Origin of the sequence: Rheinheimera pleomorphica (assembly GCF_011634895.1) — a bacterium.
GTDB classification, from domain to species: domain Bacteria; phylum Pseudomonadota; class Gammaproteobacteria; order Enterobacterales; family Alteromonadaceae; genus Alishewanella; species Alishewanella pleomorphica.
On the sequence record NZ_SIRR01000003.1, the window covers coordinates 314,859 to 339,792 of the forward strand.

Sequence of the window (24,934 nt, forward strand, 5' to 3'; positions counted from 1 at the left end):
GATGACACAGAGTGGAATGATGCAAAGTTTAGCGAAAAAACGCATAGCGGTAGTGGGGCTGGGCCTGTCGGGTCTGGCCACAGTGCGTTTTCTGCTGAATGCAGGTATCAGGCCGGTGTTGATGGATAGCCGCAGCAAACCCGCCGGCATAGAGCAGATTGCGCCGGAAAAAGTGGATGGCATTTATCTGGGCGAGCTTGACGCCAACCGGCTGGCCAAGATGGATATGATAGTGCTGAGCCCGGGGCTGTCGCCAACGCATCCGGCTATTCGCTTTGCACTGGCACAGGGCGTTGAATTAGTTGGTGATGTTGAGCTGTTTGCCCGCGTCAATAACAAACCGGTTATTGCCATTACCGGCTCTAACGGCAAGTCTACGGTGACCAAGCTGGTTGAAGCGATGCTAAACGCCAGTGGTATTAACGCGCTGGCGGCGGGCAATATCGGCTTGCCGGTGCTCGACGCCATTGCCCGGCCCGGGGTTGATGTCTTTGTGCTGGAGCTGTCCAGTTTCCAGCTGGACACCACCCGCAGCCTGCACAGTATCGCCAGCTGTATTTTAAATGTCAGTGCCGATCATCTGGACCGTTATCGCGATCTGACCGCCTATGCCGCGTCTAAGCAGCGGGTGTATCAGCACACGCAACTGGCAGTATTTAATTTAGCTGATAGCGCCACCACACCAGAGCAGGCCGTGCATACGCTGGGCATTTCACTGGCTGATTCAGCCTATGGCATAGTGCAATTAGCCGACACAGCCTGGCTGCAGGTGGCTGGCGAGCCGTTACTGCCGGTTGCGCAGATGACATTATTTGGTGCGCATAATCAGTTTAATGCGCTGGTTGCCTGTGCGCTGGCACTGGCCGCCGGTGCCAGCCGCGATGGCCTTATTACGGCGTTAACCCAGTTTGTCTCGCTGCCGCATCGCTGTATTTTGGTGGCACAAAAGCACGGCGTGCGCTGGATTAACGATTCTAAAGCCACCAATATTGGTGCGACGCAAGCCGCTATTGCCGGCTTGCGGCCAGGTGTTAAGGGTAAACTTATTTTGATCGCCGGTGGCGATGCCAAAGGTGCCGATGTGCGTGAACTGGCGCCTGTGTTACAGCACGATGTGCAGCAGTTGATTACGCTGGGACAAGACGGCGCGGCGATAGCCGCATTAAAACCCGGCAGCATTCAGGTTAAAACCCTGGCAGAAGCGGTTAAAGTCGCGGCAAAACTGGCCACGAGCGGCGATATGGTGTTGCTGTCACCGGCTTGCGCCAGCCTGGATATGTTCAACAGTTATGGCGACCGTGGTGAGCAGTTTGCCGCAGCAGTTAAGGCGGAGGTGCTATGAAGCAGCTGGCACTGAACCTGTTAAAACAGCCGTGGCATAACCCGCTGCAGGCGTTGTCTGACTGGTGGCAGGCCGACGACGGCGCGGCCTATGACAAGTTGTTTTTAACCTTGCTGCTGTTAATTCTGGCCGTTGGCGTGGTGATGGTGACCAGTGCCTCAGTACCGGTGGCCGAACGGTTACATGGCAATGAGCTGTATTTTACCATCCGCCATCTGGTGTATCTGGCGCTGGGCTTTTCCGTCGCGCTGGTGGTTATTAATATTCCGGTGCAGTGGTGGCATAACAGCAATATGGCGCTGCTGTTTGCGGCGCTGGCATTATTGGTGGCGGTTCTGTTATTTGGCCGCAACGTTAACGGCAGTACGCGCTGGTTGTCGCTGGGCTTTATTGGTCTGCAGGCGGCAGAACCGGCTAAATTGTTCTTTTTTGTCTATCTGGCCAGTTATCTGGTGCGCCGGCATGAAGAAGTGCGCGAAAACTTAAAAGGCTTTTTAAAACCGCTGCTGGTGCTGTTTGCTTTTGCTGTGTTACTGCTGATGCAGCCCGACTTAGGCACCGTAATAGTGATGTTTGCCACGGCGGTGGCCTTGCTGTTTTTAGCCGGCGCTAAGCTGTGGCAGTTTTTTTGTCTGATCTTTACCGGTCTGGCGGCCATTGGCGTGCTGATTGTCTACAGTGAGTACCGCTGGAAACGGGTTACCGCCTTTTTAGACCCCTGGGCCGACCCTTTTGGCAGCGGTTATCAGCTTACTCAGTCATTGATGGCGTTTGGCCGTGGCGGCTGGTTTGGTCAGGGGCTGGGGAACAGTATCCAAAAGCTGGAATACCTGCCCGAGGCACATACCGATTTTATTCTGGCGGTGATTGCCGAAGAAACCGGCTTTGTCGGCGTCAGCCTGCTGGTATTGCTGATGTTTACGCTGGTATACCGCGCCTTATGGATAGGCCAGCGCGCGCTGGCAAAAAACCTCAGTTTTCATGGCTTTCTGGCCTATGCGCTGGCGATCTGGATTGGTTTTCAGTCGGCGGTCAATATTGGTGTTGCTACCGGTGCCTTACCCACTAAAGGCTTAACCCTGCCGTATGTCAGCTCGGGCGGCAGTAGTTTGATCATTATGCTGGCTGCTGCGGCGCTGCTGCTGCGGATAGATTTTGAAGTGCGGCTTAAAGGTAAGCATGCCATTAGCGGAGGCCGGCATGACTAAACCGCGCATTCTGATCATGGCAGGTGGCACCGGCGGCCATATTTTCCCGGCACAGGCAGTGGCCACAGCACTTAACACGGCTGGTTGGCAAATACACTGGCTGGGCAGTAGCAGCAAAATGGAAGCACAACTGGTGCCGCAGTTTGGCTGGCCGTTTCATAGCATGGATGTTGCCGGTTTACGTGGCAAAGGCCTGTTATCGCTGTTAAAAGCGCCGTGGATGCTGTTTAAGTCAATCCGGCAAGCCCGGCGGGTAGTACAAGCCGTGCAACCGGATTTGGTGCTGGGCTTTGGCGGTTTTGCCAGTGGCCCGGGCGGTGTTGCCGCCTGGTTGGCCGGTGTGCCTCTGCTGGTACACGAACAAAATGCGGTGGCCGGCAGCACTAACCGCTTGCTGGCGCGGGTTGCCCATAAGGTGTTGGTTGCCTTTCCGGCGGCTTTTGCCGGCCACGCCAAGCAATTGCTGGTTGGTAACCCTGTGCGCGCCGCCGTGATTGACGCGGGCAAGGCGCACGATTTTACTGGCAGCTTAAAAGTGCTGGTCATCGGCGGTAGTTTAGGCGCCAAGGCGCTGAATGACGCCCTGCCGGCTATTTTTGCCAAGGCCGCCGAGTATGGTGCTCTGGCCGTGCAACATCAAACCGGTAAGGTCATGCAGCAACACACTGCCGACAGATACCGGCAGTTACAGCAGCCAAATTTGACCGCCAGCGCCAGCGCTTTTATTGACGATATGGCCGCGGCCTATGCCTGGGCCGATGTGGTCATTTGCCGCGCCGGCGCCTCTACCGTCAGCGAGCTGGCCTGTGCCGGTGTCGCGGCGCTGTTTGTGCCGCTGCCGGGCGCTATTGACGATCACCAGAGCGCCAATGCGCGCTGGCTGACTAGCCAAGGTGCGGCGCTAATGCTGGCGCAGCACGATTTAACCGAACAGCACTTATTGCCGCTGCTGCAGCAGTGGCTGAATGATAAAACACCGTTACAACAAATGGCCGCCAAAGCGCGTGCCTGTGCGCTGGACAATGCCACCGCCCGGGTAGTAGCGCAGTGTCAGCAGCTAGCCGGCCAGCAGCTAACAGGACAAGCAGTATGATTAGCACACCACAACAGAAAAAATTGGCCATGCGCCGGGTAGAACGTATTCACTTTGTTGGCATCGGTGGTGCCGGTATGGGCGGCATAGCCGAGGTATTGCTGAACGAAGGCTACAATGTGTCGGGCTCTGATCTTGCGCCCAATGCCGTCACCGAGCGTTTAATTACGCTGGGCGCCAAGGTGTATTTTGGCCATGATGCCGGCAATGTTGATGGTGCCAGTGTTGTGGTGGTGTCCAGCGCCATTAACAGCGCTAATGCTGAGGTGGCCGCCGCGCGCGAACTGCGCATCCCGGTGGTGCGCCGCGCTGAAATGCTCGGCGAGCTGATGCGGTTTCGCCATGGTATAGCTGTAGCCGGTACCCATGGCAAAACCACCACTACCAGTTTGCTGGCTTCTATCTTTGCTGAGGCCGGCACCGATCCTACTTTTGTCATTGGCGGCTTGCTAAATTCTGCCGGCTCTAATGCCCGCCTGGGTGCCGGCCGGTATTTAATTGCCGAAGCGGACGAAAGTGATGCGTCGTTTTTACACCTGCAGCCGCTGGCAACAGTGATCACTAACATCGAAGCCGATCATATGGACACCTATCAGGGTGACTTTGAAAAGCTCAAAGCCACTTATCTGGAATTTTGCCACAACCTGCCATTTTACGGCGTTGCGGTGGTATGTATTGATGATCCGGTACTGCGCGCGCTGATCCCACAAATTGGCCGCACCGTGCTGACCTATGGCTTTAGCGAAGATGCTGATTTTGTGATCAGCCAGTTCAGCCAAAACGGGACCCAAAGCCAGTTTACCATCACAGACGCCAACGGTAATCAGCGCGAAGTGGTGCTGAATTTACCGGGCAAACATAACGCCTTAAATGCTACGGCGGCGTTTGCACTGGCCCAGGATGAGGGCATTAGCGAGCAGGCAATACTGGCGGCGCTAAGTAAGTTTGAAGGTATCGGCCGCCGGTTTCAGCAGTATGGTGAATTTGATACCGGCAATGGCAAGGTGCTGCTGCTGGACGATTATGGCCACCACCCAACGGAAGTGGCCGCCACTATTGCTGCTGTACGCGCAGCCTGGCCACAGCGGCGTTTAGTGATGGCGTATCAGCCACACCGCTTTACCCGCACCCGCGACCTGTACGAAGATTTTGCCAAGGTGCTGTCAGCAGTAGACAAGCTGTTACTGCTCGAAGTGTACAGCGCCGGTGAAGCGCCGATTGCCGGTGCTGACAGTCGTAGTTTATGCCGTTCAATCCGCGCCCGCGGCAGCCTGGACCCGGTATACGTGGCGCAGCCTGCCGAGCTAGCCTCCAGCCTGGCGGACGTGCTGCAAGATGGCGACGTGGTATTAACTCAGGGCGCTGGCAATATTGGTGCCTTAGTAAAACAACTGGCGGCAATGCAACTGAATATTGCCCGTTTAAAAGCCAGTGCAGGAGAGAGCGCATGAGTGTTGATGTAAAGGCTGCAGGCAAAATTGCTGTGATGTTTGGCGGGGTATCTGCCGAGCGTGAGGTGTCATTGCGCTCTGGCGCGGCAGTGCTTAAAGCATTGCAGGACGCCGGCGCAGAGGCTTTTGCTTTCGACCCGCAAAGCCAGACCCTGGCCGATTTAGCCGCCAGCGGTGCCCAACGGGTGTTTATTGTGCTGCACGGCCGCGGTGGCGAAGACGGCAGCATGCAAGGCGCCTTGCAACAATTGGGCTTGCCCTACACCGGCAGCGGTGTGCTGGGCTCGGCGCTGGCAATGGACAAAATTCGCTGCAAATACCTGTTTCAGGCGCAGCAGTTGCCAACGGCGCCTTTTGCCGTGGTACACAGCCACGACACCGACTTTGCCGGCTTGTTGGCAAGCTTAGGTGGCAAGGTGATGGTAAAACCGGCCAACGAAGGTTCCAGTATTGGCATGAGTGCGGCCAGCACTGCTGCAGAGCTGCAGCAGGCGATTAGCTCAGCGCTGAAATACGATAGCGAAATTTTAGTTGAGCGCTGGATTAACGGCCGCGAATTTACCGTGGCAATACTTAACGGCCAGGTGCTGCCGGTAGTGGAAATGCGCACGCCAATGGCGTTTTATGATTACGAAGCCAAGTATCAGGCCAACAGTACTGAATATTTGTGTCCGGCGCCGCTAAGCCCTGAGCAAACCGCTGCTATGCAGGACACGGCATTAAAAGCCTTTAATGCGGTAGGCGCCTCTGGCTGGGGCCGGGTAGATATTATGCTGGACCAAAACGGCCAGCACTTTTTACTGGAAGTGAACACCGTACCGGGAATGACGGAAAAATCGCTGGTACCTATGGCGGCAAAAGCAGCTGGCATCAGTTTTCAGCAGTTAGTGCTGGCAATACTGACACAAGCGCAGGGAGCAGCATAAGCATGAACTGGCGCTCGCCCGTAGCACAACTAAAACAACGGCCGGCGTTTTATGCCGGTGTGCTGTTTTTTGTTGCGGCGCTGGCAGCGTTGGCATGGGCAGTGGTGCAGGTCAATCACTGGCTGCACAGCCAGCAAAGTGCGCCGGTGCGTCAGGTGCGGCTATATGGCGACTTTACGCATATTGACGCCAAGGCACTGCACAGTACATTGCAGCAGCAGTATGTGGGTAACTTTTTTAGCGTGAACGTGGATCAGGTACAGCAGTTCCTGTTAACGCAACCCTGGGTGTATCAGGTGGCCGTGCGCAAACAATGGCCTGACGCCCTGGTTGTGGTTGTAACAGAACAACAGCCGGTAGCTATCTGGAATCAGCAGCAATTATTAAATACACAGGGCGAGTTGTTTCAGGCCCCGTTACAGCAGCTGAAAACGGAACTGCCGAAGCTAACCGGCCCCGAAGGCAGCCAGCAGGACGCGCTGACCATGTTCCGCCATATGCAGGGCTTGTTGGCCCTGCATAAATTTCATGCAGTGGCGCTGGTGGTAACCGAGCGTTTTTCCTGGCAGCTAAGCCTGAGTAATGGCATAGCGCTGAAACTGGGGCGTGAAGATACGTTAAAACGGCTACAGCGCTTTATCGAGCTGTACCCGGTAATTACTAAACACAAAGCCGAAGCAGTAAGCGAAGTCGATTTGCGCTACGACACCGGCATGGCGGTGCGCTATAGCGCAGAACAAAAGAGAAAAGCATGACAAAGTCGTTAGATAGAGATCTGATAGTTGGCCTGGATATCGGCACCGCGCAGATAAAAGCGGTGGTAGGCGAAATTACCGCGGACGACCGTTTAAGCATCGTCGGCGTGGGTACCCATGTGTCGCGTGGCATGGACAAAGGCGGCGTTAACGACTTAAACCTGGTGGTGCAAGCGGTGCAGCGCGCTATTGACGAAGCCGAGCTGATGGCCGATTGCCGGGTATCGTCGGTGTATTTGGGCATTACCGGCAAGCATATCCGCTGTCAGAACGAAAGCGGTATGGTGCCGATTAATGACACTGAAGTGACTGCAGAAGATGTCGCCAATGTGATCCACGCGGCCAAGTCGGTGCCTATTTCTGCCGAGCGGCGTATGTTGCATGTGCTGCCGCAGGAATTTTCGGTAGATATGCAAGAGGGTATTAAGAGCCCCGTAGGTATGTCTGGTGTGCGGATGGAAGCACGGGCACACATTATTACCTGCGCTAACGATATGGCGAAAAATATTGAAAAGTGCGTTGAGCGCTGTGGTCTGCAGGTCGATCAGCTTATTTTTACCTCGCTGGCATCAAGCTTTGCCGTGCTGACAGACGACGAAAAAGAGCTGGGTGTCTGTGTAGTGGATATGGGCGGCGGTACTATCGATATCTCTATTTATACCAATGGTGCCCTCAGACACACCGCGGTTATCCCGGTGGCCGGTAACCAGGTAACCAGCGATATCGCTAAGATTTTCCGCACACCGATAAGCCATGCTGAAGAAATTAAAGTGCAATATGCCTGCGCGCTGCGCAGCATGGTTGGCAAAGAAGAAAGCATTGAAGTACCCAGCGTAGGCGGTCGGCCGGCACGGTCTATGTCGCGTCATACGTTGGCTGAGGTGGTAGAGCCTCGTTATCAGGAATTATTTGAGCTGGTGCTGGAAGAAATCAGAAGCAGTGGCTTAGAGGAGCAAATTGCCGCCGGGGTAGTACTGACCGGTGGTACCGCCAAAATGGAAGGGGCGGTGGAATTTGCCGAAGACATTTTTCAGATGCCGGTGCGCGTAGGTCAGCCTATGCATGTTTCCGGCTTAAAAGAATACGTACAGGACCCGGCCTATGCCAGTGTGGTAGGGCTGTTGCTGTACGGTAAAGATGCCCGCACCCAGCAGAAAAAAGCGGCTGATGTGCGTGATTCAGTAAGTGGCTTCGTCAAACGGATCAGCAGCTGGTTCAAAGGCGAATTTTAAGTAAGCGTAGAAACGGAGAGAGAGCTATGTTTGAGTTAATGGAAAACCACAGCGAAGAAGCTGTCATTAAAGTAATAGGTGTTGGCGGCGGTGGCGGTAATGCTGTCGAGTATATGGTCGCCAGCAATATTGAAGGTGTAGAGTTTGTCGCGGCGAATACCGACGCCCAGGCACTGCGTAATTCGTCAGCCAACATTACCCTGCAGTTAGGTTCTAATGTGACCAAAGGCTTAGGCGCCGGTGCTAACCCGGAAATTGGCCGCCGCTCTGCTGAAGAAGACCGCGAAACCATTAAGAAAACTCTGCAGGGCGCCGATATGATTTTTATCGCTGCTGGCATGGGCGGTGGTACAGGTACCGGCGCAGCGCCAATCGTGGCCGAAGTGGCGCGTGAGCTGGGTATTCTCACCGTGGCCGTGGTCACCAAGCCGTTCCCGTTTGAAGGTAAAAAGCGTACAGCCTTTGCCGACGAGGGTATTTTAGAGCTGAGCAAGCATGTTGACTCGCTGATCACCATCCCGAACGACAAGCTGTTAAAAGTGCTGGGTAAAGGCACCAGCTTGCTGGATGCGTTTAAAGCCGCCAACAATGTATTGTTAGGTGCAGTGCAGGGTATTGCCGAACTGATCACCCGGCCGGGTTTAATTAACGTCGACTTTGCCGACGTACGTACCGTGATGTCAGAAATGGGCACCGCCATGATGGGCAGTGGCCGCGCCACCGGCCCGGACCGCGCTGAAGAAGCGGCTGAGCAAGCCATTTCCAGCCCGCTGCTGGAAGATATCGACTTATCCGGCGCTAAGGGTATTCTGGTTAACATTACTGCCGGCCTGGATATCAGCATTGAAGAGTTTGAAACCGTCGGTAATGCGGTTAAAGCTTTTGCGTCAGAAAATGCCACTGTGGTAGTCGGTGCGGTAATCGACCCGAACATGCAGGACGAGCTGCGCGTGACGGTTGTCGCGACCGGTATCGGCGCCGATCGCCGGCCGGATATTAGCCTGGTGCCGAATAACCGCCCAGAGCCAATGCCAGTGTATGTGCAGCAAGGTAACACCATGCAGAAAGCGGCCCAGCAGCCAGTGCGTGACGAAGCGCCTGCTGTCAGCACCAAAGCGCAGCCGGAAAGCAAAACCAATATCGACATTTTTGATATACCGGCGTTTTTGCGTAAACAAGCCGACTAAACCTGGGTTTAGTCGCAGGCAGGGCCGACAGCAGGATTAAGCTGCTGTTCAGTGAAATTTGGCATAATTGCCACGTTATGCTATGCTTCGCCGCCATTTTGTGATTGCTTATTATTTGAGCAGGAATAAATTATGATTAAACAACGTACCATCGACAAAACAGTCAGCTCCATTGGGGTGGGATTGCACAAAGGCGAAAAGGTTACGCTTACTCTCCGACCTGCGCCGGACAACACGGGTATCGTGTTCCGTCGTGTAGACCTTGATCCGGTGGTCGACTTTAAAGTAGCACCCGAATTAGTGGGTGATACCGTGATGTGTACCTGTTTAATCAATGACAATGGCGTGCGGTTATCCACCACTGAACACCTGATGGCGGCCATTGCCGGCCTGGGCATCGACAACCTGGTGGTTGAAGTTGACTCAGCAGAAATTCCTATTATGGACGGCAGTGCCAACCCGTTCGTTTACCTGTTACTGGAAGCCGGTGTGGCTGAGCAGCGCCAGGCGAAGAAATTTATCCGCATTAAAAAGCACGTGCGGGTAGAAGATGGTGACAAATGGGCCGAATTTAAGCCGCATCATGGCTTTAAAATTGACTTCGCCATTGAGTTTAATCACCCGGTTATTGCAGAGACCACCCAGCATATGCTGATGGACTTCTCCGCCGCGGGTTTTATTAAAGATATCAGCCGCGCCCGTACCTTTGGCTTTTTACACGAAGTAGAATACCTGCGTGCCAATAACCTGGCGCTGGGCGGCAGTTTTGACAATGCTGTTGTGCTGGACGAATACCGGGTATTAAACCAGGACGGCCTGCGCTACGAAGATGAATTTATTAAACACAAAATTCTCGATGCTATCGGCGACTTATATATGGCCGGTTACAGCATTTTGGGCGAGTTTAAAGCCTTTAAAACCGGCCATGCGCTGAATAACCAGTTACTCTGTGCGGTACTGGCTAATCAGGAAAACTGGGAATTTGTGACCTTTGAAGATAAAGCGCAAATGCCGATTTCTTATCTGGCGCCGCAGCTGGCTTAAACAGCCCCTCATGATAAAAACCCGGTAAATGCCGGGTTTTTTCGTTCAAGGGGTCAGATCACTTGACGTAAATGCTGTTGAAATTAACGGCAGTTGACACTCAGCTATCTGCCATCTTCGCCGCGGCATTTTGTGCCAGTTTCAGTAACGCCTGTTTTAAGGCTCCATCGCTGCTTTGTGCCACTGCACGCAAGGCGGCCGCGGCATTGTCAGACAGTTGGTGGCTGTTTTTTTGTGGCACCGCCAGTTGGAGTTTATGGATCTGGCCATTAGGCGAGGCTTCAATCTCAATTCCGGCTAAATCAGGCAAGATTTTTCGGCGAAAATTGTCTAGAATGGCGTCGCGCTGCATTTTTAAACGGGTTAGCCAGGGCGCCGAGGCACATAAAATAACAGCCCGGCCATCACGAATACAGCTAACCTGACAAAAACTAAGTTGCTCCAGTTGTAATACTTCAGCCAGTACCCGGTTTAGCTGTTGCACCAGGCTAACCTGTTGCTGCTGCGATGCCAGCGGGCTGTGTGATAACACCTTGCTGATATCGAGCGGTTTTTGCGTATAACGGGCCATCGCGTAAGCACCTGTAGCAGCGAATACATCGGCACAGTGTAGCAGCTTCTGCCAGTGCAGAGAATGTTATACCTTGAAAGCGTTAGCATAGGGCACCATATCTGGCGTAATATGCTTAAGCGCTAGCACTTTTATACTGGCAAGGCCAATGGCCGCCGGGGCTGCACTGCAGTTTTAACTTAATATGGTATTTGGATAATGTTTGGAAAACTTTTTGCCAAATTATTTGGTAGCCGCAACGACCGCTTCTTAAAAAAATTAGAAAAACAAGTTCAGCAGATCAATGCACTCGAGGCCGAGTTTGAAGCCTTATCCGATGACCAGCTGAAGCAAAAAACGGCAGAATTTAAACAGTTACTGGCCAACGGCAGCACACTGGACGACATTTTACCGCAAGCTTTTGCCACAGTGCGCGAAGCCAGCAAAAGGGTATTCGGCATGCGTCACTTTGATGTGCAGCTGATTGGCGGTATGGTGCTGCATCAGGGCAAAATTTCTGAAATGCGTACCGGTGAAGGTAAAACCCTAACCGCAACCCTGCCGGCCTACTTAAATGCGTTAAGTGGCAAAGGCGTGCATGTTATTACGGTAAACGATTACTTAGCACGGCGTGATGCCCAGACCAATGCGCCGTTATTTGCCTTTTTAGGGTTAACGGTTGGTGTTAACGTGCCAGGAATGGCACACCCTGATAAACAACAGGCGTATCAGGCTGATATTACTTATGGCACCAACAACGAGTTCGGCTTTGATTATCTGCGCGACAATATGGCATTTTCGCCGCAAGACCGCGTACAGCGCGATCAGGCCTTTGCCATTATCGACGAAGTTGACTCCATTCTAATTGATGAAGCCCGTACGCCACTGATTATCTCCGGCCCGGCCGAGGACAGCTCAGAGCTGTACAAGCAAATTAACGTACTGGTACCTAACCTGGTAAAGCAGGATAAAGAAGACGAAGAGGGCGCTCATGGCGACGGCCACTTTACTGTGGATGAAAAAGCCCGTCAGGTGTATTTAACCGAACAGGGCCAGATTAAAGTAGAAGAGATGCTGCGCGAACAAGGCATGATTGGCGAGCACGACACCCTGTTCTCGGCGGCCAATATCACCTTATTGCACCATGTGTATGCCGCACTGCGCGCCCATCAGCTGTTTAAACGCGATGTCGATTACGTGGTAAAAGACGGCGAAATTGTTATTGTCGATGAGCACACCGGCCGTACCATGGAAGGCCGGCGCTGGTCAGAAGGGTTACACCAGGCGGTAGAAGCCAAAGAAGGGGTAAAAATTCAGAATGAAAACCAAACCTTAGCCTCTATTACCTTTCAAAACTACTTCCGCTTGTATGAAAAACTGTCTGGTATGACAGGTACTGCTGATACCGAAGCTTTTGAGTTCCAGCAAATTTACGGCCTGGAAACCATAGTGGTGCCAACTAACCGCCCTATGGTGCGTAACGATATGGCTGACCTGGTGTATTTAAACGCCGAAGATAAATACCAGGCGATTATTGCCGACATTACTGCTACCCGCGACGCCGGCCGGCCGGTACTGGTGGGTACAGCGTCAATTGAAAGCTCTGAGTACTTATCTAGTTTACTGAATAAAGCCAAAATTAAGCACCAGGTATTAAACGCCAAATTTCACGCCAACGAAGCGCAGATTATTGCTCAGGCGGGCCAACCTGGTACCGTGACTATTGCAACCAATATGGCCGGTCGCGGTACCGATATCGTGTTGGGTGGCAGCTTACAGGCCGAGTTAGCGGCTTTGGGCACTGACGCTAGCGACACGCAAAAAGACAAAGTAAAAGCCGACTGGCAGCAGCGGCATGACGCGGTAATCGCCGCCGGTGGCTTACATATTATTGGTACAGAGCGGCATGAATCGCGCCGTATCGACAACCAGTTACGTGGCCGCTCCGGCCGTCAGGGCGACCCGGGTTCAAGTCGTTTTTACTTGTCGCTGGATGACGCTTTAATGCGTATCTTCGCCTCCGATCGGATGGCGGGCATGATGCGCCGTCTGGGTATGGAGAAAGGCGAAGCTATCGAGCACCCTTGGGTTAGCCGGGCTATTGAAAATGCCCAGCGCAAAGTAGAAGCACGTAACTTTGACATTCGTAAGCAACTGCTTGAATTTGACGACGTAGCCAACGATCAGCGTAAAGTGGTGTACGAGCAGCGTAATGAGCTGCTGGATGCCACCGATATCAGTGAAACCATCCAGGCTATCCGCGCCGATGTGGTTGATGGTTTAATCAGCCAGTATATTCCGCCGCAGTCACTGGACGAAATGTGGGACATTCCGGGCCTGGAGCAACGTTTAAAAGCTGACTATATGCTGGAGCTGCCAATAGCACAGTGGCTGGCGGACGATAAAAAGCTGTTTGAAGAAAAGCTGCGCGAACGTATTCAACAGGAAGTTGAGCAAGCTTATAGCCACAAAGAGCAACAGGTAGGGCCGCAGGTACTGCGTCAGTTTGAAAAAGCCATTATGCTGCAAAGCCTGGACACTCACTGGAAAGAACATCTGGCGGCGATGGACCACCTGCGTCAGGGCATTAACCTGCGTGGCTATGCGCAGAAAAACCCGAAACAGGAATACAAGCGTGAAGCCTTCGAGCTGTTCTCTGCCATGCTGGAAAACCTGAAAATTGATGTGATAGGTGTACTGAGCCGGGTGCAGGTACGTGCCGCCGAAGATGTCGAAGCGGTAGAGCAGCAGCGCCGTAAAGCCGATGCAGTGCCACACGATTATCAGCATGCTGAAGCTGAGCAGGTTGGCGGTGAGGTACCGGCCGGTATGCCAAGCGGCCCGGTGTTTCGCGAGCATGACAAAATAGGCCGTAATGATCCTTGCCCGTGTGGCTCGGGTAAAAAGTACAAGCAGTGCCACGGTAAGCTGGTATAGCAGCCGGTTTTTTAGAACAAAGTCAGCTTAGGCTGGCTTTGTTGTTTCTGGAGGTAAAATGCAGAATAAGGTTATTCATGTTGCCGTAGGTGTGATTATGCGTCAGCAGCACATATTGCTGGCGCTACGTAGCAGCAAGCAGCATCAGGGCGGAAAATGGGAATTTCCCGGCGGTAAGGTAGAGCCCGGAGAAACAGTGCCGCAGGCACTGGCTCGCGAGCTATTAGAGGAAGTGGCGATTGACGTAACGCACAGCAGTGCTTTTATGCAGCTGGAGTATGCCTATCCGGAAAAAACCGTGCTGCTGGATATTTATCTGGTCAGCGCATTTAACGGCGAGCCACACGGCCGTGAAGGCCAGCCCCTGCGCTGGGTAGCGATAGATGAGCTTAGCAGTATCGATTTTCCCGACGCCAACCAGCCGATTGTTGAGCGGCTACTGCAGCATTTTGCAACACAAGAACGCTGTTAATAAATGCCGTTAAAGCATTAATCAGTGTTTAAAGAAATCGTTATCTTGCGTGATAAGTTCCTGCTCCAGCTCGGCCAGGTATTCTTCAGATAGCGCAGCGTCGATAGGCGCTTTATCGGGTATGCGGTGGTTTTCTGCTGCCCAGTCGCCTAAGTCAATCAACTTACAGCGCTCAGAGCAAAATGGCCGGAAAGGTGATTCGGCAGACCAAACTACATCTTTATCGCAGGTAGGGCATTTTACTTTCATTGCTTGGTTCCACTAAGATTTTCCATGATCTTAACAGCAAGCAAGCCGGAAGCTGATATTTTTTTCGCTGCTGCTGCGACCGTTTTCATCACACAATTGCATAAAACGGATGGCGTAGCGGTATTTATTACCACTTACCGTAGGGTATACGCCGGCTTCCAGCGGATAACAAATACGCAGCAGTTCGTGTTGCTCGGTATTATGTTGATAAAAGCCGTTTTGGGCGTTGACGGTAGCAAACTGGCCTTTTTCGCGGCAAAACCCCAATACAAAGCTTACTGCCTGCTGCAGCAAATTAAACTCGTTAAACCAGGTATTGGCCATAAGGGTGCGCTCGGCCTGTGGCAGATTAAACCAGTATTGCAGCTGGGGCAGATCAAAGTAGCAGGCGCCGCCGGGTATGGCGAAACGCTGGCGTAGCGGCGAGAGAAACTTGTCTTCTTTTAAGTTGCCAACAAACTTGCTACTACGTAGCAGCTCGCTTTGCAACCTGACAGCTTGTTGTAATACCGGCTTTAGTTTGTCATCCGACACCGAAGGGTGATTGGCCCAGGCGACTAATGCCGTCTCACAGCGCTCGCAATCTTTAATCAGATCAGGGCGAATGTCATTACGGTCCAGTACCTCTATCAGTGCAAATAAGGTGCTGAAAAAGGCCTGTTGTTGCCACTCGCTATCCAGCGCTTTAAGATTGTGCAATTGGCTTAGTAACTGCTCTAAACGCAAATAGGTGCGTAGTTTTTCGTTCAGTGGATGTTCGTAGATAAGTTCGGTCATTCGTTTGCTGTGCTATGCCTGTTACGACAGCATACTGAACCCTCTGCTATAACGACTGTGCGGCCAGCTGCAAATAGTGTTGGTGCAGCCTGGCAACCTGAGGGGCTAAATCAGCAATACTGCTGTCATTGGTAATAATATCGTCGGCCAGTTGTAGCCGCCCGGTGCGCGAAATTTGCGCCGCCATTATGGCATTAATTTGTTGCTCACTGCTGTTGTCGCGTGCCATGGCACGTTGTCGCTGCAGGTCTTCCGCCAGATCTATCACCAGTACGCGTTGCACCAGGTGCTGCAGTTTATTTTCCAGCAACAGCGGTGCTACCAGTAACGCATAAGGCGACGTTAACGCTGCCAACTGTGTCAGCAATTGTTGCCTGATGGCCGGGTGTAACAGTTGTTCCAGCCAGGCTTTGTCTGCGGCGTTACTAAACACACGCTGGCGCAGGGCTGCGCGGTCCAGCTCGCCAGCCTGGTTTAGTATGTTGCTGCCAAAGTGCTGGCATATCGCCGCTAAACATGTTGTACCCGGCTGCACTACCTCACGGGCTACGATATCGGCATCGACATACTGCACACCCAGTTTAGCAAATAAGGCTGTTACCGTGCTTTTACCGCAGCCAATACCGCCGGTTAATCCCACAACGTAGCCTGACAAGCTGTTATAGCCCCAAATAGCGTAAATAGGCGTTGGTCATTTGTTCGCCCCATAGCATGGCTATCCAGCCTGCAGCAGCAATGTAGGGACCAAACGGAATAGGCGTGGCTTTATCTTTACCCTGAATACTCAGCAGTATAATGCCAATTACTGCACCTACCACAGACGACAATAAAATGATCAGCGGCAGCTGTTGCCAGCCCAGTAAGGCGCCAAATACTGCCAGCAGTTTAAAGTCGCCATAGCCCATGCCTTCCTTGCCGGTTAACAGCTTAAACAGCCAGTACACGCTCCACAGGCTTAAATAACCGCAAGCGGCACCGACAATAGCCTGCGCCGGGTTAACCAAGGCTGAATCAGTTAAGCTAAACAGCAGCGCCAGCCACAGCAGCGGCAGGGTTAGCTGATCCGGCAGCAGCATTTTATCAATATCTATAAAGGTTAATGCTATCAGCAGCCAGGTGATAAAAATAAACAGCAATGCTGGCAGACCAAAACCCAGTTGCCAGGCGACAACGCCAGATAACAGCGCCGTTAACGCCTCTACCGCCGGATAACGCGGGCTAATAGCCGTTTGGCACTGGCGGCATTTACCGCCGAGTAATAACCAGCTAAGAACCGGAATATTATCCCGTGCCCGTATCGGCGTTTGGCAGGCCGGGCAGCGCGAGCGTGGCACCGCCAGGTTAAAAGGCGCTGCTGGCGCTACAGTAGCGCTATCGGCTGCAAAATACGCCTGATATTCCTGCTGCCACTCACGCTCCATCATAATGGGCAGGCGGTAAATCAGCACATTTAAAAAACTGCCCACTATCAGGCTAAGCAGCGCCACAGTGGCAATAAACAGCGCCGGGTAGGCGCTAAAGGCATCAAACAACGCTTGCATCAGACCAGGTCACCCATACCGAAGATTGGCAGATACATGGCGATAATTAAGCCACCGATTATAACGCCCAGCACCGCCATTATTATCGGTTCCAGCAAGGCGGTTAAACCATCTACCGCATCATCGACTTCCTGCTCGTAAATATTAGCGACTTTACTTAGCATACTGTCCAGCGCACCGGTTTCCTCGCCGATAGACACCATCGAAATCACCATTTCCGGGAACTGATCGGTTTGCTTCATTGCCAGGTGCATCTGATTACCGGACGATACTTCCTCACGGATAAATAAAATCGCGTTTTTATACACTTCATTACCCGAGGCGCCGGCGGCTGATTCCAGCGCTTCTATCAGCGGTACACCGGCGGCGAAAGTGGTCGATAAGGTACGGGCATAACGCGCTACCGCGGCTTTATTTAAAATATTACCAATAACCGGCAGGCGGATAATTAAACCATCGGCCCAGGTACGAAATGCAAGGTTGCTGGCATAAGTCTTTTTGACGATAAAAAAAGTAGCAACAATAGCGCCGAGAATAATCCACCAATAGGCTTGCATTGCTTCGGAAATACCTAACACAAACTGGGTGAAGGCAGGAAGCTCTGCACCAAAGCCTTTAAATATTTCGGCGAACTGCGGCACAACAAACATTAATAAAATAGATGTTACAACGCTTGCTACTATTATTACCGCCACCGGGTAAAACATGGCTTTTTTAATCTTGGATTTTAGCGCCTCAGCCTTTTCTTTATAAATTGCCAGCCGGTCAAAGATAGAGTCGAGTGCGCCGGACGCCTCACCGGATTTTACCAGGTCGCAGTATAGCTCATCAAAGTACTTAGGATGTTCGCGCAGGGTTTCCGACAGCGGCAAACCGGCCTGCACCTTAACCGATATTTTCTGCATTAAAGTGCGCAGGCTTTTATTGTCTGAACCGTTGGCAATGAGGTCAATCGATTGCACCAGCGGTACGCCGGCACCGAGCATGGTCGCAATTTGCCGGGTCACAACAGCAATATCCAGCGCAGTAATTTTGCTGCCATCGCCAAATAGCGGTTTCGGCTTTTTCTTAACGCCAGACGGGGTTATACCCTGCTGGCGCAATAAGGCTTTTACCTCAGCAATGCTGGTGCCTTTAATTTCACCGTCAATTTTTTTACCACGACGGTTAACGCCTTTATAGTTAAAGGTTTCCAGCTCTTTTATTTTAAATTGTTGTGCCTGAGCCATATTGTCTTGTCCTGTTGCTGCGCTAGTGCGCCATTACTTAAATGCAGTATTAACCACTAAAACTTACCACTTAACACTAAGCAGTTAAAACTAAGCACTTATTTAGCCCTTAGTAACCCGGTTAACCTCGGCCAGGCTGGTTAAACCGGCGGCCGCTTTAATCAGCCCCGACTGGCGCAAATTATTTACGCCCTCAGCTTGTGCCTGGGTAGCAATATCCAGCGAGTTACCGCCCTGCATAATGATATCGGCCATTTTGCCACTTACCGGCATTACTTCATAAATACCCACCCGGCCTTTATAGCCGTTGGTGCAGTGCTCGCAGCCGACCGGTTTAAAAATCTTAATGTTCGGCAGTTGCTGCGCGGTAAAGCCTTGCTTTAACAGCTCCGCCTCAGGCAGTATTTCCGGCTGCTTGCAGTGGCTGCATAAACGCCGTGCCAGGCGCTGGGCAATAATTAACGATACCGAGCTTGCCACGTTATAAGAGGGTACACCCATATTCAGTAAACGGGTTAGGGTTTCTGGCGCCGAGTTGGTATGTAGGGTAGATAACACCAAGTGGCCGGTTTGCGCCGCTTTAATGGCAATTTCGGCGGTCTCTAAATCACGAATTTCACCTACCATCACCACATCCGGGTCCTGGCGTAAAAAGGCTTTTAATGCCGAGGCAAAGGTTAAACCGGCACGCGGGTTTACCTGCACCTGGTTAATGCCGGCTAAGTTAATTTCTACCGGGTCTTCAGCGGTAGAAATATTGGTCTCACTGGTATTCAAAATGGCCAAACCGGTATATAACGACACCGTTTTACCCGAGCCGGTAGGGCCGGTTACTAAAATCATGCCCTGCGGCTGGGCTAACGCATCTAAGTACAGCTGTTTTTGGTTTTCTTCATAGCCTAATACATCTATGCCCAGCATGGCGCTGTCAGAGTCGAGAATACGCATTACAATTTTCTCGCCCCACAGCGTGGGCAGGGTACTGACACGAAAATCAATAGACTTTTTCGCCGATAACTTTAATTTAATGCGGCCATCCTGTGGTACGCGCTTTTCGGCAATGTCGAGGCGCGACATAACCTTTAACCGTGCTGATAAGCGGGTAGACAGCGCTACCGGTGGGCTGGCCATTTCATGCAAAATGCCGTCGATACGAAAGCGGATGCGGTAGGTTTTTTCGTACGGCTCAAAGTGTAAGTCAGACGCGCCTTTGCGAATGGCATCCAGCAGCATTTTATTGATAAAGGCAATAATCGGCTGGTCTTCTTTATCTACCTGTACGCCGCCGCCTTCATCGTCTTCTTCCTGCACTATACCCATAGAGCCGAGATCCCAGTCGCTGTCGCTGAAATCTCCGCCCAGGCTGCTGTCAAACAGCTTATCAATCAGTTTGTGCAGTTTGTCGTATTCAACCACCACCACTTCGGCATTTAAGCCGGTATTAAACTCAAAGTCTTCAATGGTTTGAATATTGGTCGGGTCGACCACCGCTAAAAACATGGTGCGGCCGCGCTTACCCAGCGGCAGCATATCGCTTTTGCGGATCAGTTTTTCGTTGCGTAAATCCTCTGGCACACTGTCCAGATGATAATGTTCCAGGTCCATACTAATGGCCTGGCTAATACCGGCAGCCGCCTGTGCCAGCTTGTCAGAGCTAATCAGCTTTTCGTTTATCAATAGCTCAGGCAGGTTTTTATACTGGCCGCCTTTATCGGTAACCGCCTTGGTCGCCAAGTCGGCATTAATAATGCCCAGCTGTACCAGGCGTTTAAATAAGGTAGAGGTAGTGGTTACGGCCATTAAGCTAAAACATCCTGATTTTGCTAATAAGACTTAGATAAAGTTAACTGATTATGCCACTTAATGTAGGTTATTCAAGTTTGTTACAGGTTGCTATAAGGCTAATTCCAAAATAAAAAGCCAGCTTCTGCTGGCTTTTCCATGAACAATACTAATTATTTGATACGGGGTAAATATTGAGGATCAACTGTAGAAGTTTCGTCGTTAACAGTATAAGTGACAGTGCCGACAGGGTTACGTTCTGCATCAATATCTACAGTAAACGTATCCAATTTCGCATTACCTGTGCCGCCAAACAACACGGTAATAGTACCATTGTCTGCATCTGTACGAGCCCAATTTACAGACGTTATACCAGTAGTTGCTAAATCTGCTGCCACAAGAGCATCACCATCTTCATTACAGAATTGAACGTTTGCACATAGCTGGGTGAAGTCTGTGGGTAATTGTGCAAAACGTGAGCTGTGCTCAGACACTGCAATTTGCAGTGAGCGGATTGCATTAGATGCTTTAGAAGTTGATTCAGCACGAATGGTATAAACTTGGTACTGCGGAATTGCTACCGCTGCCAGAATACCGATGATCGCTACTACGATCATTAATTCAATCAAGGTAAAACCTTGTTGTTTAGCACGTTTTAAATTAATCATTTGTTACTTCTCCTGATGTTTTAATAGCCGCTGGGGCTAACCGTTATTTTGGCTATTTTTACAAAGTGCGCAAGCTAAATGTAACTAAATTTATTGGCTCTGTTTAACGCTTTGTTTGTAATGGTTATTTTTATCTGGTTGGTGAAATTGTATGCAGTTGCATATAGTAATAAAGTACTAGTTAAATTACTCTAATTTTTCCTGCCTACTGCAACCCGCGGTTATTAAACGCCGAAAATGGGTAATTTAACGCGCGCTGCCGCTAAATGTTAATGCTGGTTTTTTAAGCGTTAAGGCGGGAAATGCGGCAACTTGTATAGTGGCTTGTTAAAGGAGGGGAATGGCGGCGTTAGCCTATTTGCGGTTTTATTGGTATCACCTATAATACTGCTTAATGAAAAAAATTGTACTAGATACCAATATTCTCGTTGCAGGACTGCGGTCTAAGCAGGGAGCCTCGTATAAGCTTTTATCAGAGCTTACAAATAATTGCTTTAAGCCAGCGGTTTCCGTGCCGTTGTTTTTCGAGTATGAAGCGGTGTTAAAACGTCCGGGATTGATCCCTAACCTTGGGGCTGAAGATATTGACAACATTCTGAATTATTTGCTTAGCAAAGCGACATTATGCCAGATTTACTATTTATGGCGACCATGCCTGAAAGATCCGCAGGACGATATGGTGTTAGAACTTGCTGTGCAATCGCAAAGCCAATTTATTGTTACGTTTAACGTGCGTGATTTTAGTAAAAGCGCGTTGTTTGGTATTACAGCAATAACGCCGCAACAGTTTTTAGCACTAAACCGGAGTGAAAAATGAGTACTTTAAGTTTACGCTTGCCCGATTCTTTGCATAAACAAGTGAAGGCGCTGGCGAAAAAAGACGGTGTGTCGATTAATCAGTTTGTGTCATCTGCTGTGGCTGAAAAAATGACTGCACTATTGACTGAAGAGTATTTAATAACAAGGCAACAACAAGGCAACGAGCAAGCATTTTTGCAGGCTATGGATAAAGTGGCCGAGGCCGAGCCTGCGCCATACGATAAATTAAAAAAGTAGCAGCGATACATTGCGGATGATTGGCGATAGAAACCTGATGCGCCATACCTATGATAGCACCAAGTTTGAAGCTGTTTTGCAGTCTATCGCCAAAGAGTATTTACCCATGTTGTCTGAATTGCAGTAGATGTGCAAAAGACTGCAAGACATTCAAAGCCCTGCATTACATGATCATATACAGCGCATTGGTAGACTTATTTATCCGCAGCGATAAAAGCCGACAGTGCGCTGGTAACTTAGATGAGTTTCCGTTCGTTTAGTGCTTTGGTTAGCTGATCTGCAAATTGTGTTAGTAGCGGTATAAAACCGTGGGCGCTGTTTAGTGCTTCAGCCAATATGGCAGGGTCTTCAATATATTCATGTACCATTTTATTGCGCAGTTGTCTGGCTAACAGCCAGCTTTCTGCTGATTGTAACCAGCCATATTTTTCAGCTTTATTAAGGTTGTCCAACACCGGGCCGGTTTTTTCACCCAGCGCGGTCAGCACGGCAGGTAATAATTTGTCGCCAATGTTGTCTTGCAGGCGACCAAAGCGGCTAGCAAAGGCATCCAATTGCTCTGATAAGGCAATATTGCTATCAAGATCGGCCAAAAACTGCGTATTAATGGGTTGGCTGAATAACCTATGGCTTGTTTGTAGCAGATAATGGCTCTCTTTGCCGACAACGCGAACTAAAAACTGTAGTCTTAATGTTACATCGTTTGTCATAACAGGATACCTTTGGCGGCAATGTCGTGGATCGGCGTTTTTGCCATATTGGGTGCGCTAACAATCACATCAATTTTTTGTAGCCCCAGCGCCAGCATAAGCCTGGCTTCTAAGCGGGCACTTGCCATTACAGGCTGCTCAATAGGGTGTTGTAGCTCAATAAATAAGTCGATATCGCCGCCTTGCTTGGTATCGTCTGCTCTGGAACCAAACAGCTTAACGTTGGCATCCGGGCCGAATATCTCTTTTGCCAGTGTGTTAATAATATTGGCCTGCTGTTGGCTTAAGCGCATATAAGGGCTGACCTTTTTAAGGTGACTAAACTGATGAAAGTGTAGCAAATAAGCTGGTATAAACACAGACGAAACACAGGCAGCTAACCTTGCAGCTGATTAACCCGCCAACAGCGCCATGCGGGCTAAAAACGCCTGACCCCAGGGCGATAGCAGCCAGGTAACCAGCAGGGTGTTGCCGAGGATAACAAAGCCAAATTCACGCCTGAAGGATAATTTGCTGCGTTTATGCGCCAGCTGTTGTTGGGCAAGATAAGCTCCGGGCCAGCCGCCAATTAAGGCAAACAGCTGCAGGCTTTCTTCTGCCAGGCGGTTGCCATGGCGGGCGATGGCGGCCTCTTTGTCTATTTTATATAGCCAGTAAGTCATCAGGCTGGCTTCGATATACAGCAGTGGCAGCACGTAAAGCAGTTTGCCAAACAGCAGCGCCAAGATAACCGCCAAAAAAAAGGCAAGACGAAAAAACAACGCAAACTGGCTGGCCTGATTAATATCCGTAACGCTGCTGAGTGCTGATTGTGGCGCAGGGGCGGGTGTTTTTTTGCCTTCAGCGCTAAAACGCCAGGGGGCGGCGATAGCGCGGCCGCGTTTATCGGTGCTTAAGCTAAATTGCAGCTGGTCGCCTTGCTGTGGCCGGCCTTCAGTGCCGGCAAAGTCGCGGATATGGAAAAACAGTTTTTGCGCGTTCTGCTGACACAATACAAAGCCAAAGCCTTTATCGTCACGCCAGAACACTACGGTACCGGTTAATTGCATCGGGTTATCCTGCTGGCTTGCCTCGCTCCGTGAGACCCGCCTACTGTAGCAGAAGTTTAATCGGCCGTGGTCGAATCAGCCGCTAACTTTGTTACTTAATGTTATTTGCGAGTTTTGTCAGTTGCGTGGCCAGTTCGGGCAGGGCTGTGTTAGTTGTTTCCCACACAACATCCAGGTTGATATCAAAATAACCGTGCGCTATGCGATTTCGCATGCCTTTCATGCTGCGCCATGGAATTTCGGGGTGTAAGGCGGCAAAATCGGGTTCAACTTGCATGATTTTGGTTGCCGTTTCACCTAAGACCAATAAATTTAACACTACAGCTTGCTGCGTTTTCTTATCTGTTAAGAAATCTGCCTTTGCCATGCCATCTATATAGGAGCATGCCAGAAAAACGGATTCTTGCATTTGCCCGATGTAAGTGACAATTCTGCTTTCGGTCATACGGGAATGGCTTGTTTCAGCACCTGGATACGTATTTTTTCCGGTAGATCACCTGGCGTGAGTAAATCTACCGGCACGCCGAGCGCTTCTTCCAGACTTAATTGTAATTCACCCAGATCAAACAAGGTGGTGCTGGGCAAGGCGTCTACTAATAAATCAAGATCACTGGTTTCGTTGTCCTTTGCATTAGCGACAGAGCCAAAAATGCGTGGATTGGTTGCATTGTAGCGGCTAACCAAACTGTGTATCAGTGCCCTGTTATGTAATAGCGCTTCAGATGGACGCATAACATTCTCCGCTAACGACAATTTTTATGCAGTATAGCCTGTCTATGGCAATTTATCTGCCTCAGAACTTACGCCAAGATGCTTAGCCGCATCGATAAATCTATCGCCTGCACATGCTTGGTCAGGGCGCCGCTGGAGATATAATCGACGCCGGTGGCGGCCAGCTCGGTTAAGCGTTCGCTGGTTATATTGCCTGACACTTCCAGTTTGGCCTGGCCATTATTCAGTGCCACAGCCTGGTTAATATCGGCGAGTGAAAAATTATCCAGCATAATAATGTCGGCACCGGCAGTCAGCGCTTGTTGTAGCTCCTGCAGGTTTTCAGTTTCAACCTCTACCGGCTTGCCGGGGAAGTTTTGCCTTGCGCTGGCCACGGCATTGGCAATAGAGCCGGCGGCAGCAATATGGTTTTCTTTAATCAGAAACGCATCATACAGGCCAATACGGTGGTTTTTACCGCCACCGACAGTAACGGCGTATTTTTGTGCAAAGCGCAGGCCCGGCAGGGTTTTACGGGTGTCGAGCAAGCGGGTTTTACTGCCGGCTAAAAACTGTACATAGTGGGCGGTAACGCTGGCGGTGGCGCTTAACAGCTGTAAAAAGTTCAGCGCGGTGCGCTCGCCGGTGAGCAAAATACGCGCCGGGCCGCTCAGCGTGCACAGCACGGAGTTGGCGCTAACCTTATCACCGTCTTTTACCTGCCAGTTAAGCTGCACTTCGCCGCCCAATTGGCGAAATACCTCATCGGCGAAGGCGGTACCGCAAACAACACAGTCCTCACGGGTAATAATAGTGGCGCTGGCCTGTTGCTGTGGCGGAATAAGCGAGGCAGTAATATCGCCCTGTGCCAGTGGTAAAAAGCCGAGATCCTCGGCCAGTGCAGCCGCGACGGCGCGCTCTAATTCTTGTTGCTGTAGGGTGTTGTGGCTAGTGGTCATAAGTGG

The 24,934-nt window shown here is 51.1% G+C and carries 28 protein-coding genes; 14 read left to right on the forward strand and 14 right to left on the reverse strand.

Annotation, left to right across the window (positions count from 1 at the left end; translation table 11 throughout):
- The first annotated feature begins 1 nt into the window (after position 1).
- From murD to lpxC, 9 genes are all read left to right on the forward strand, one after another.
- A complete protein-coding gene (gene murD, locus EYB30_RS02490; protein WP_174978716.1) occupies positions 2 to 1,342 on the forward strand; it encodes a UDP-N-acetylmuramoyl-L-alanine--D-glutamate ligase in 1,341 nt (446 codons plus the stop codon).
- A complete protein-coding gene (gene ftsW / locus EYB30_RS02495; protein ID WP_166836718.1) occupies positions 1,339 to 2,550 on the forward strand; it encodes a putative lipid II flippase FtsW in 1,212 nt (403 codons plus the stop codon). The genes murD and ftsW overlap by 4 nt, the downstream gene beginning before the upstream one ends.
- Positions 2,543 to 3,643, forward strand: coding sequence for an undecaprenyldiphospho-muramoylpentapeptide beta-N-acetylglucosaminyltransferase (gene murG, locus EYB30_RS02500; RefSeq protein WP_166836720.1), 1,101 nt, complete (start codon positions 2,543 to 2,545; stop codon positions 3,641 to 3,643). The genes ftsW and murG overlap by 8 nt, the downstream gene beginning before the upstream one ends.
- Positions 3,640 to 5,094 carry a UDP-N-acetylmuramate--L-alanine ligase gene (murC, locus tag EYB30_RS02505; protein ID WP_166836722.1) on the forward strand — a complete coding sequence of 485 codons (1,455 nt, stop codon included), beginning with the start codon at positions 3,640 to 3,642 and terminating at the stop codon, positions 5,092 to 5,094. Before murG ends, murC begins: the two co-directional genes overlap by 4 nt.
- On the forward strand, positions 5,091 to 6,020 hold the full coding sequence (locus tag EYB30_RS02510; RefSeq protein ID WP_166836724.1) for a D-alanine--D-alanine ligase: 930 nt from the start codon (positions 5,091 to 5,093) through the stop codon (positions 6,018 to 6,020). The genes murC and EYB30_RS02510 overlap by 4 nt, the downstream gene beginning before the upstream one ends.
- Positions 6,021 to 6,022: 2 nt before the next feature.
- The gene (locus EYB30_RS02515) at positions 6,023 to 6,775 is read left to right on the forward strand and encodes a cell division protein FtsQ/DivIB (RefSeq protein WP_166836726.1); all 753 of its coding nucleotides are present in this window, start codon (positions 6,023 to 6,025) and stop codon (positions 6,773 to 6,775) included.
- Positions 6,772 to 8,007: a cell division protein FtsA gene (gene ftsA, locus EYB30_RS02520; RefSeq protein ID WP_166836728.1), complete on the forward strand. Its 1,236-nt coding sequence runs from the start codon at positions 6,772 to 6,774 to the stop codon at positions 8,005 to 8,007. The genes EYB30_RS02515 and ftsA overlap by 4 nt, the downstream gene beginning before the upstream one ends.
- A 26-nt stretch (positions 8,008 to 8,033) precedes the next feature.
- Entirely contained in the window at positions 8,034 to 9,194 is a 1,161-nt protein-coding gene (gene ftsZ / locus EYB30_RS02525) for a cell division protein FtsZ (RefSeq protein WP_166836730.1), read from the forward strand.
- A 132-nt stretch (positions 9,195 to 9,326) separates the two neighbouring features.
- A complete protein-coding gene (lpxC, locus tag EYB30_RS02530; RefSeq protein WP_166836732.1) occupies positions 9,327 to 10,238 on the forward strand; it encodes a UDP-3-O-acyl-N-acetylglucosamine deacetylase in 912 nt (303 codons plus the stop codon).
- Positions 10,239 to 10,338: 100 nt separating this feature from the next.
- On the opposite strand, the gene EYB30_RS02535 is transcribed toward lpxC, so the two are convergent.
- Positions 10,339 to 10,809, reverse strand: a complete 471-nt coding sequence (locus EYB30_RS02535) for a DciA family protein (RefSeq protein ID WP_166836734.1) — start codon at positions 10,807 to 10,809, stop codon at positions 10,339 to 10,341.
- 198 nt (positions 10,810 to 11,007) lie between these two features.
- Between EYB30_RS02535 and secA the strand changes: the two genes are divergently transcribed.
- The gene (secA, locus tag EYB30_RS02540) at positions 11,008 to 13,725 is read left to right on the forward strand and encodes a preprotein translocase subunit SecA (RefSeq protein WP_166836736.1); all 2,718 of its coding nucleotides are present in this window, start codon (positions 11,008 to 11,010) and stop codon (positions 13,723 to 13,725) included.
- Positions 13,726 to 13,783: 58 nt separating this feature from the next.
- Positions 13,784 to 14,197, forward strand: a complete 414-nt coding sequence (mutT, locus tag EYB30_RS02545) for an 8-oxo-dGTP diphosphatase MutT (protein ID WP_166836738.1) — start codon at positions 13,784 to 13,786, stop codon at positions 14,195 to 14,197.
- A 21-nt stretch (positions 14,198 to 14,218) separates the two neighbouring features.
- On the opposite strand, the gene yacG is transcribed toward mutT, so the two are convergent.
- The 7 genes from yacG to EYB30_RS18710 form a co-directional block, all read right to left on the reverse strand.
- Complete coding sequence (gene yacG / locus EYB30_RS02550; RefSeq protein WP_166836740.1) at positions 14,219 to 14,446, reverse strand: DNA gyrase inhibitor YacG; 228 nt, start codon at positions 14,444 to 14,446, stop codon at positions 14,219 to 14,221.
- Positions 14,447 to 14,476: 30 nt separating this feature from the next.
- Positions 14,477 to 15,223, reverse strand: a complete 747-nt coding sequence (gene zapD / locus EYB30_RS02555; protein WP_166836742.1) for a cell division protein ZapD — start codon at positions 15,221 to 15,223, stop codon at positions 14,477 to 14,479.
- 46 nt (positions 15,224 to 15,269) lie between these two features.
- Positions 15,270 to 15,878: a dephospho-CoA kinase gene (coaE, locus tag EYB30_RS02560; protein WP_241697942.1), complete on the reverse strand. Its 609-nt coding sequence runs from the start codon at positions 15,876 to 15,878 to the stop codon at positions 15,270 to 15,272.
- 4 nt (positions 15,879 to 15,882) lie between these two features.
- Positions 15,883 to 16,764 carry a prepilin peptidase gene (locus tag EYB30_RS02565; protein WP_166836744.1) on the reverse strand — a complete coding sequence of 294 codons (882 nt, stop codon included), beginning with the start codon at positions 16,762 to 16,764 and terminating at the stop codon, positions 15,883 to 15,885.
- A complete protein-coding gene (locus tag EYB30_RS02570; protein WP_166836746.1) occupies positions 16,764 to 17,993 on the reverse strand; it encodes a type II secretion system F family protein in 1,230 nt (409 codons plus the stop codon). The genes EYB30_RS02565 and EYB30_RS02570 overlap by 1 nt, the downstream gene beginning before the upstream one ends.
- 102 nt (positions 17,994 to 18,095) lie before the next feature.
- Entirely contained in the window at positions 18,096 to 19,793 is a 1,698-nt protein-coding gene (gene pilB, locus EYB30_RS02575; RefSeq protein WP_166836748.1) for a type IV-A pilus assembly ATPase PilB, read from the reverse strand.
- Positions 19,794 to 19,948: 155 nt separating this feature from the next.
- Positions 19,949 to 20,443 (reverse strand): pilin, encoded by a 495-nt coding sequence (locus EYB30_RS18710; RefSeq protein ID WP_166836750.1) that lies wholly within the window; start codon positions 20,441 to 20,443, stop codon positions 19,949 to 19,951.
- Between the two features lie 394 nt (positions 20,444 to 20,837).
- Between EYB30_RS18710 and EYB30_RS02585 the strand changes: the two genes are divergently transcribed.
- From EYB30_RS02585 to EYB30_RS02595, 3 genes are read left to right on the forward strand one after another with little or no spacing between them, the layout of a single operon-like run.
- On the forward strand, positions 20,838 to 21,260 hold the full coding sequence (locus tag EYB30_RS02585; RefSeq protein WP_166836752.1) for a putative toxin-antitoxin system toxin component, PIN family: 423 nt from the start codon (positions 20,838 to 20,840) through the stop codon (positions 21,258 to 21,260).
- Entirely contained in the window at positions 21,257 to 21,499 is a 243-nt protein-coding gene (locus tag EYB30_RS02590) for a YlcI/YnfO family protein (RefSeq protein WP_166836754.1), read from the forward strand. Before EYB30_RS02585 ends, EYB30_RS02590 begins: the two co-directional genes overlap by 4 nt.
- A 16-nt stretch (positions 21,500 to 21,515) precedes the next feature.
- Positions 21,516 to 21,626: a hypothetical protein gene (locus tag EYB30_RS02595; protein WP_166836756.1), complete on the forward strand. Its 111-nt coding sequence runs from the start codon at positions 21,516 to 21,518 to the stop codon at positions 21,624 to 21,626.
- A 109-nt stretch (positions 21,627 to 21,735) separates the two neighbouring features.
- Here EYB30_RS02595 and EYB30_RS02600 read toward each other — a convergent pair whose 3' ends face one another.
- The 6 genes from EYB30_RS02600 to nadC form a co-directional block, all read right to left on the reverse strand.
- Positions 21,736 to 22,209 carry a hypothetical protein gene (locus tag EYB30_RS02600; RefSeq protein ID WP_166836758.1) on the reverse strand — a complete coding sequence of 158 codons (474 nt, stop codon included), beginning with the start codon at positions 22,207 to 22,209 and terminating at the stop codon, positions 21,736 to 21,738.
- Positions 22,206 to 22,502 carry a nucleotidyltransferase domain-containing protein gene (locus tag EYB30_RS02605; RefSeq protein ID WP_166836760.1) on the reverse strand — a complete coding sequence of 99 codons (297 nt, stop codon included), beginning with the start codon at positions 22,500 to 22,502 and terminating at the stop codon, positions 22,206 to 22,208. Before EYB30_RS02605 ends, EYB30_RS02600 begins: the two co-directional genes overlap by 4 nt.
- Before the next feature lie 99 nt (positions 22,503 to 22,601).
- Positions 22,602 to 23,258, reverse strand: coding sequence for a DUF1294 domain-containing protein (locus EYB30_RS02610; RefSeq protein ID WP_166836762.1), 657 nt, complete (start codon positions 23,256 to 23,258; stop codon positions 22,602 to 22,604).
- A gap of 91 nt (positions 23,259 to 23,349) precedes the next feature.
- Positions 23,350 to 23,703, reverse strand: a complete 354-nt coding sequence (locus EYB30_RS02615) for a HepT-like ribonuclease domain-containing protein (RefSeq protein ID WP_166836764.1) — start codon at positions 23,701 to 23,703, stop codon at positions 23,350 to 23,352.
- On the reverse strand, positions 23,700 to 23,990 hold the full coding sequence (locus EYB30_RS02620; protein WP_166836766.1) for a nucleotidyltransferase family protein: 291 nt from the start codon (positions 23,988 to 23,990) through the stop codon (positions 23,700 to 23,702). The genes EYB30_RS02615 and EYB30_RS02620 overlap by 4 nt, the downstream gene beginning before the upstream one ends.
- A 68-nt stretch (positions 23,991 to 24,058) precedes the next feature.
- The gene (gene nadC, locus EYB30_RS02625; protein WP_166836769.1) at positions 24,059 to 24,928 is read right to left on the reverse strand and encodes a carboxylating nicotinate-nucleotide diphosphorylase; all 870 of its coding nucleotides are present in this window, start codon (positions 24,926 to 24,928) and stop codon (positions 24,059 to 24,061) included.
- Positions 24,929 to 24,934: the final 6 nt, after the last annotated feature.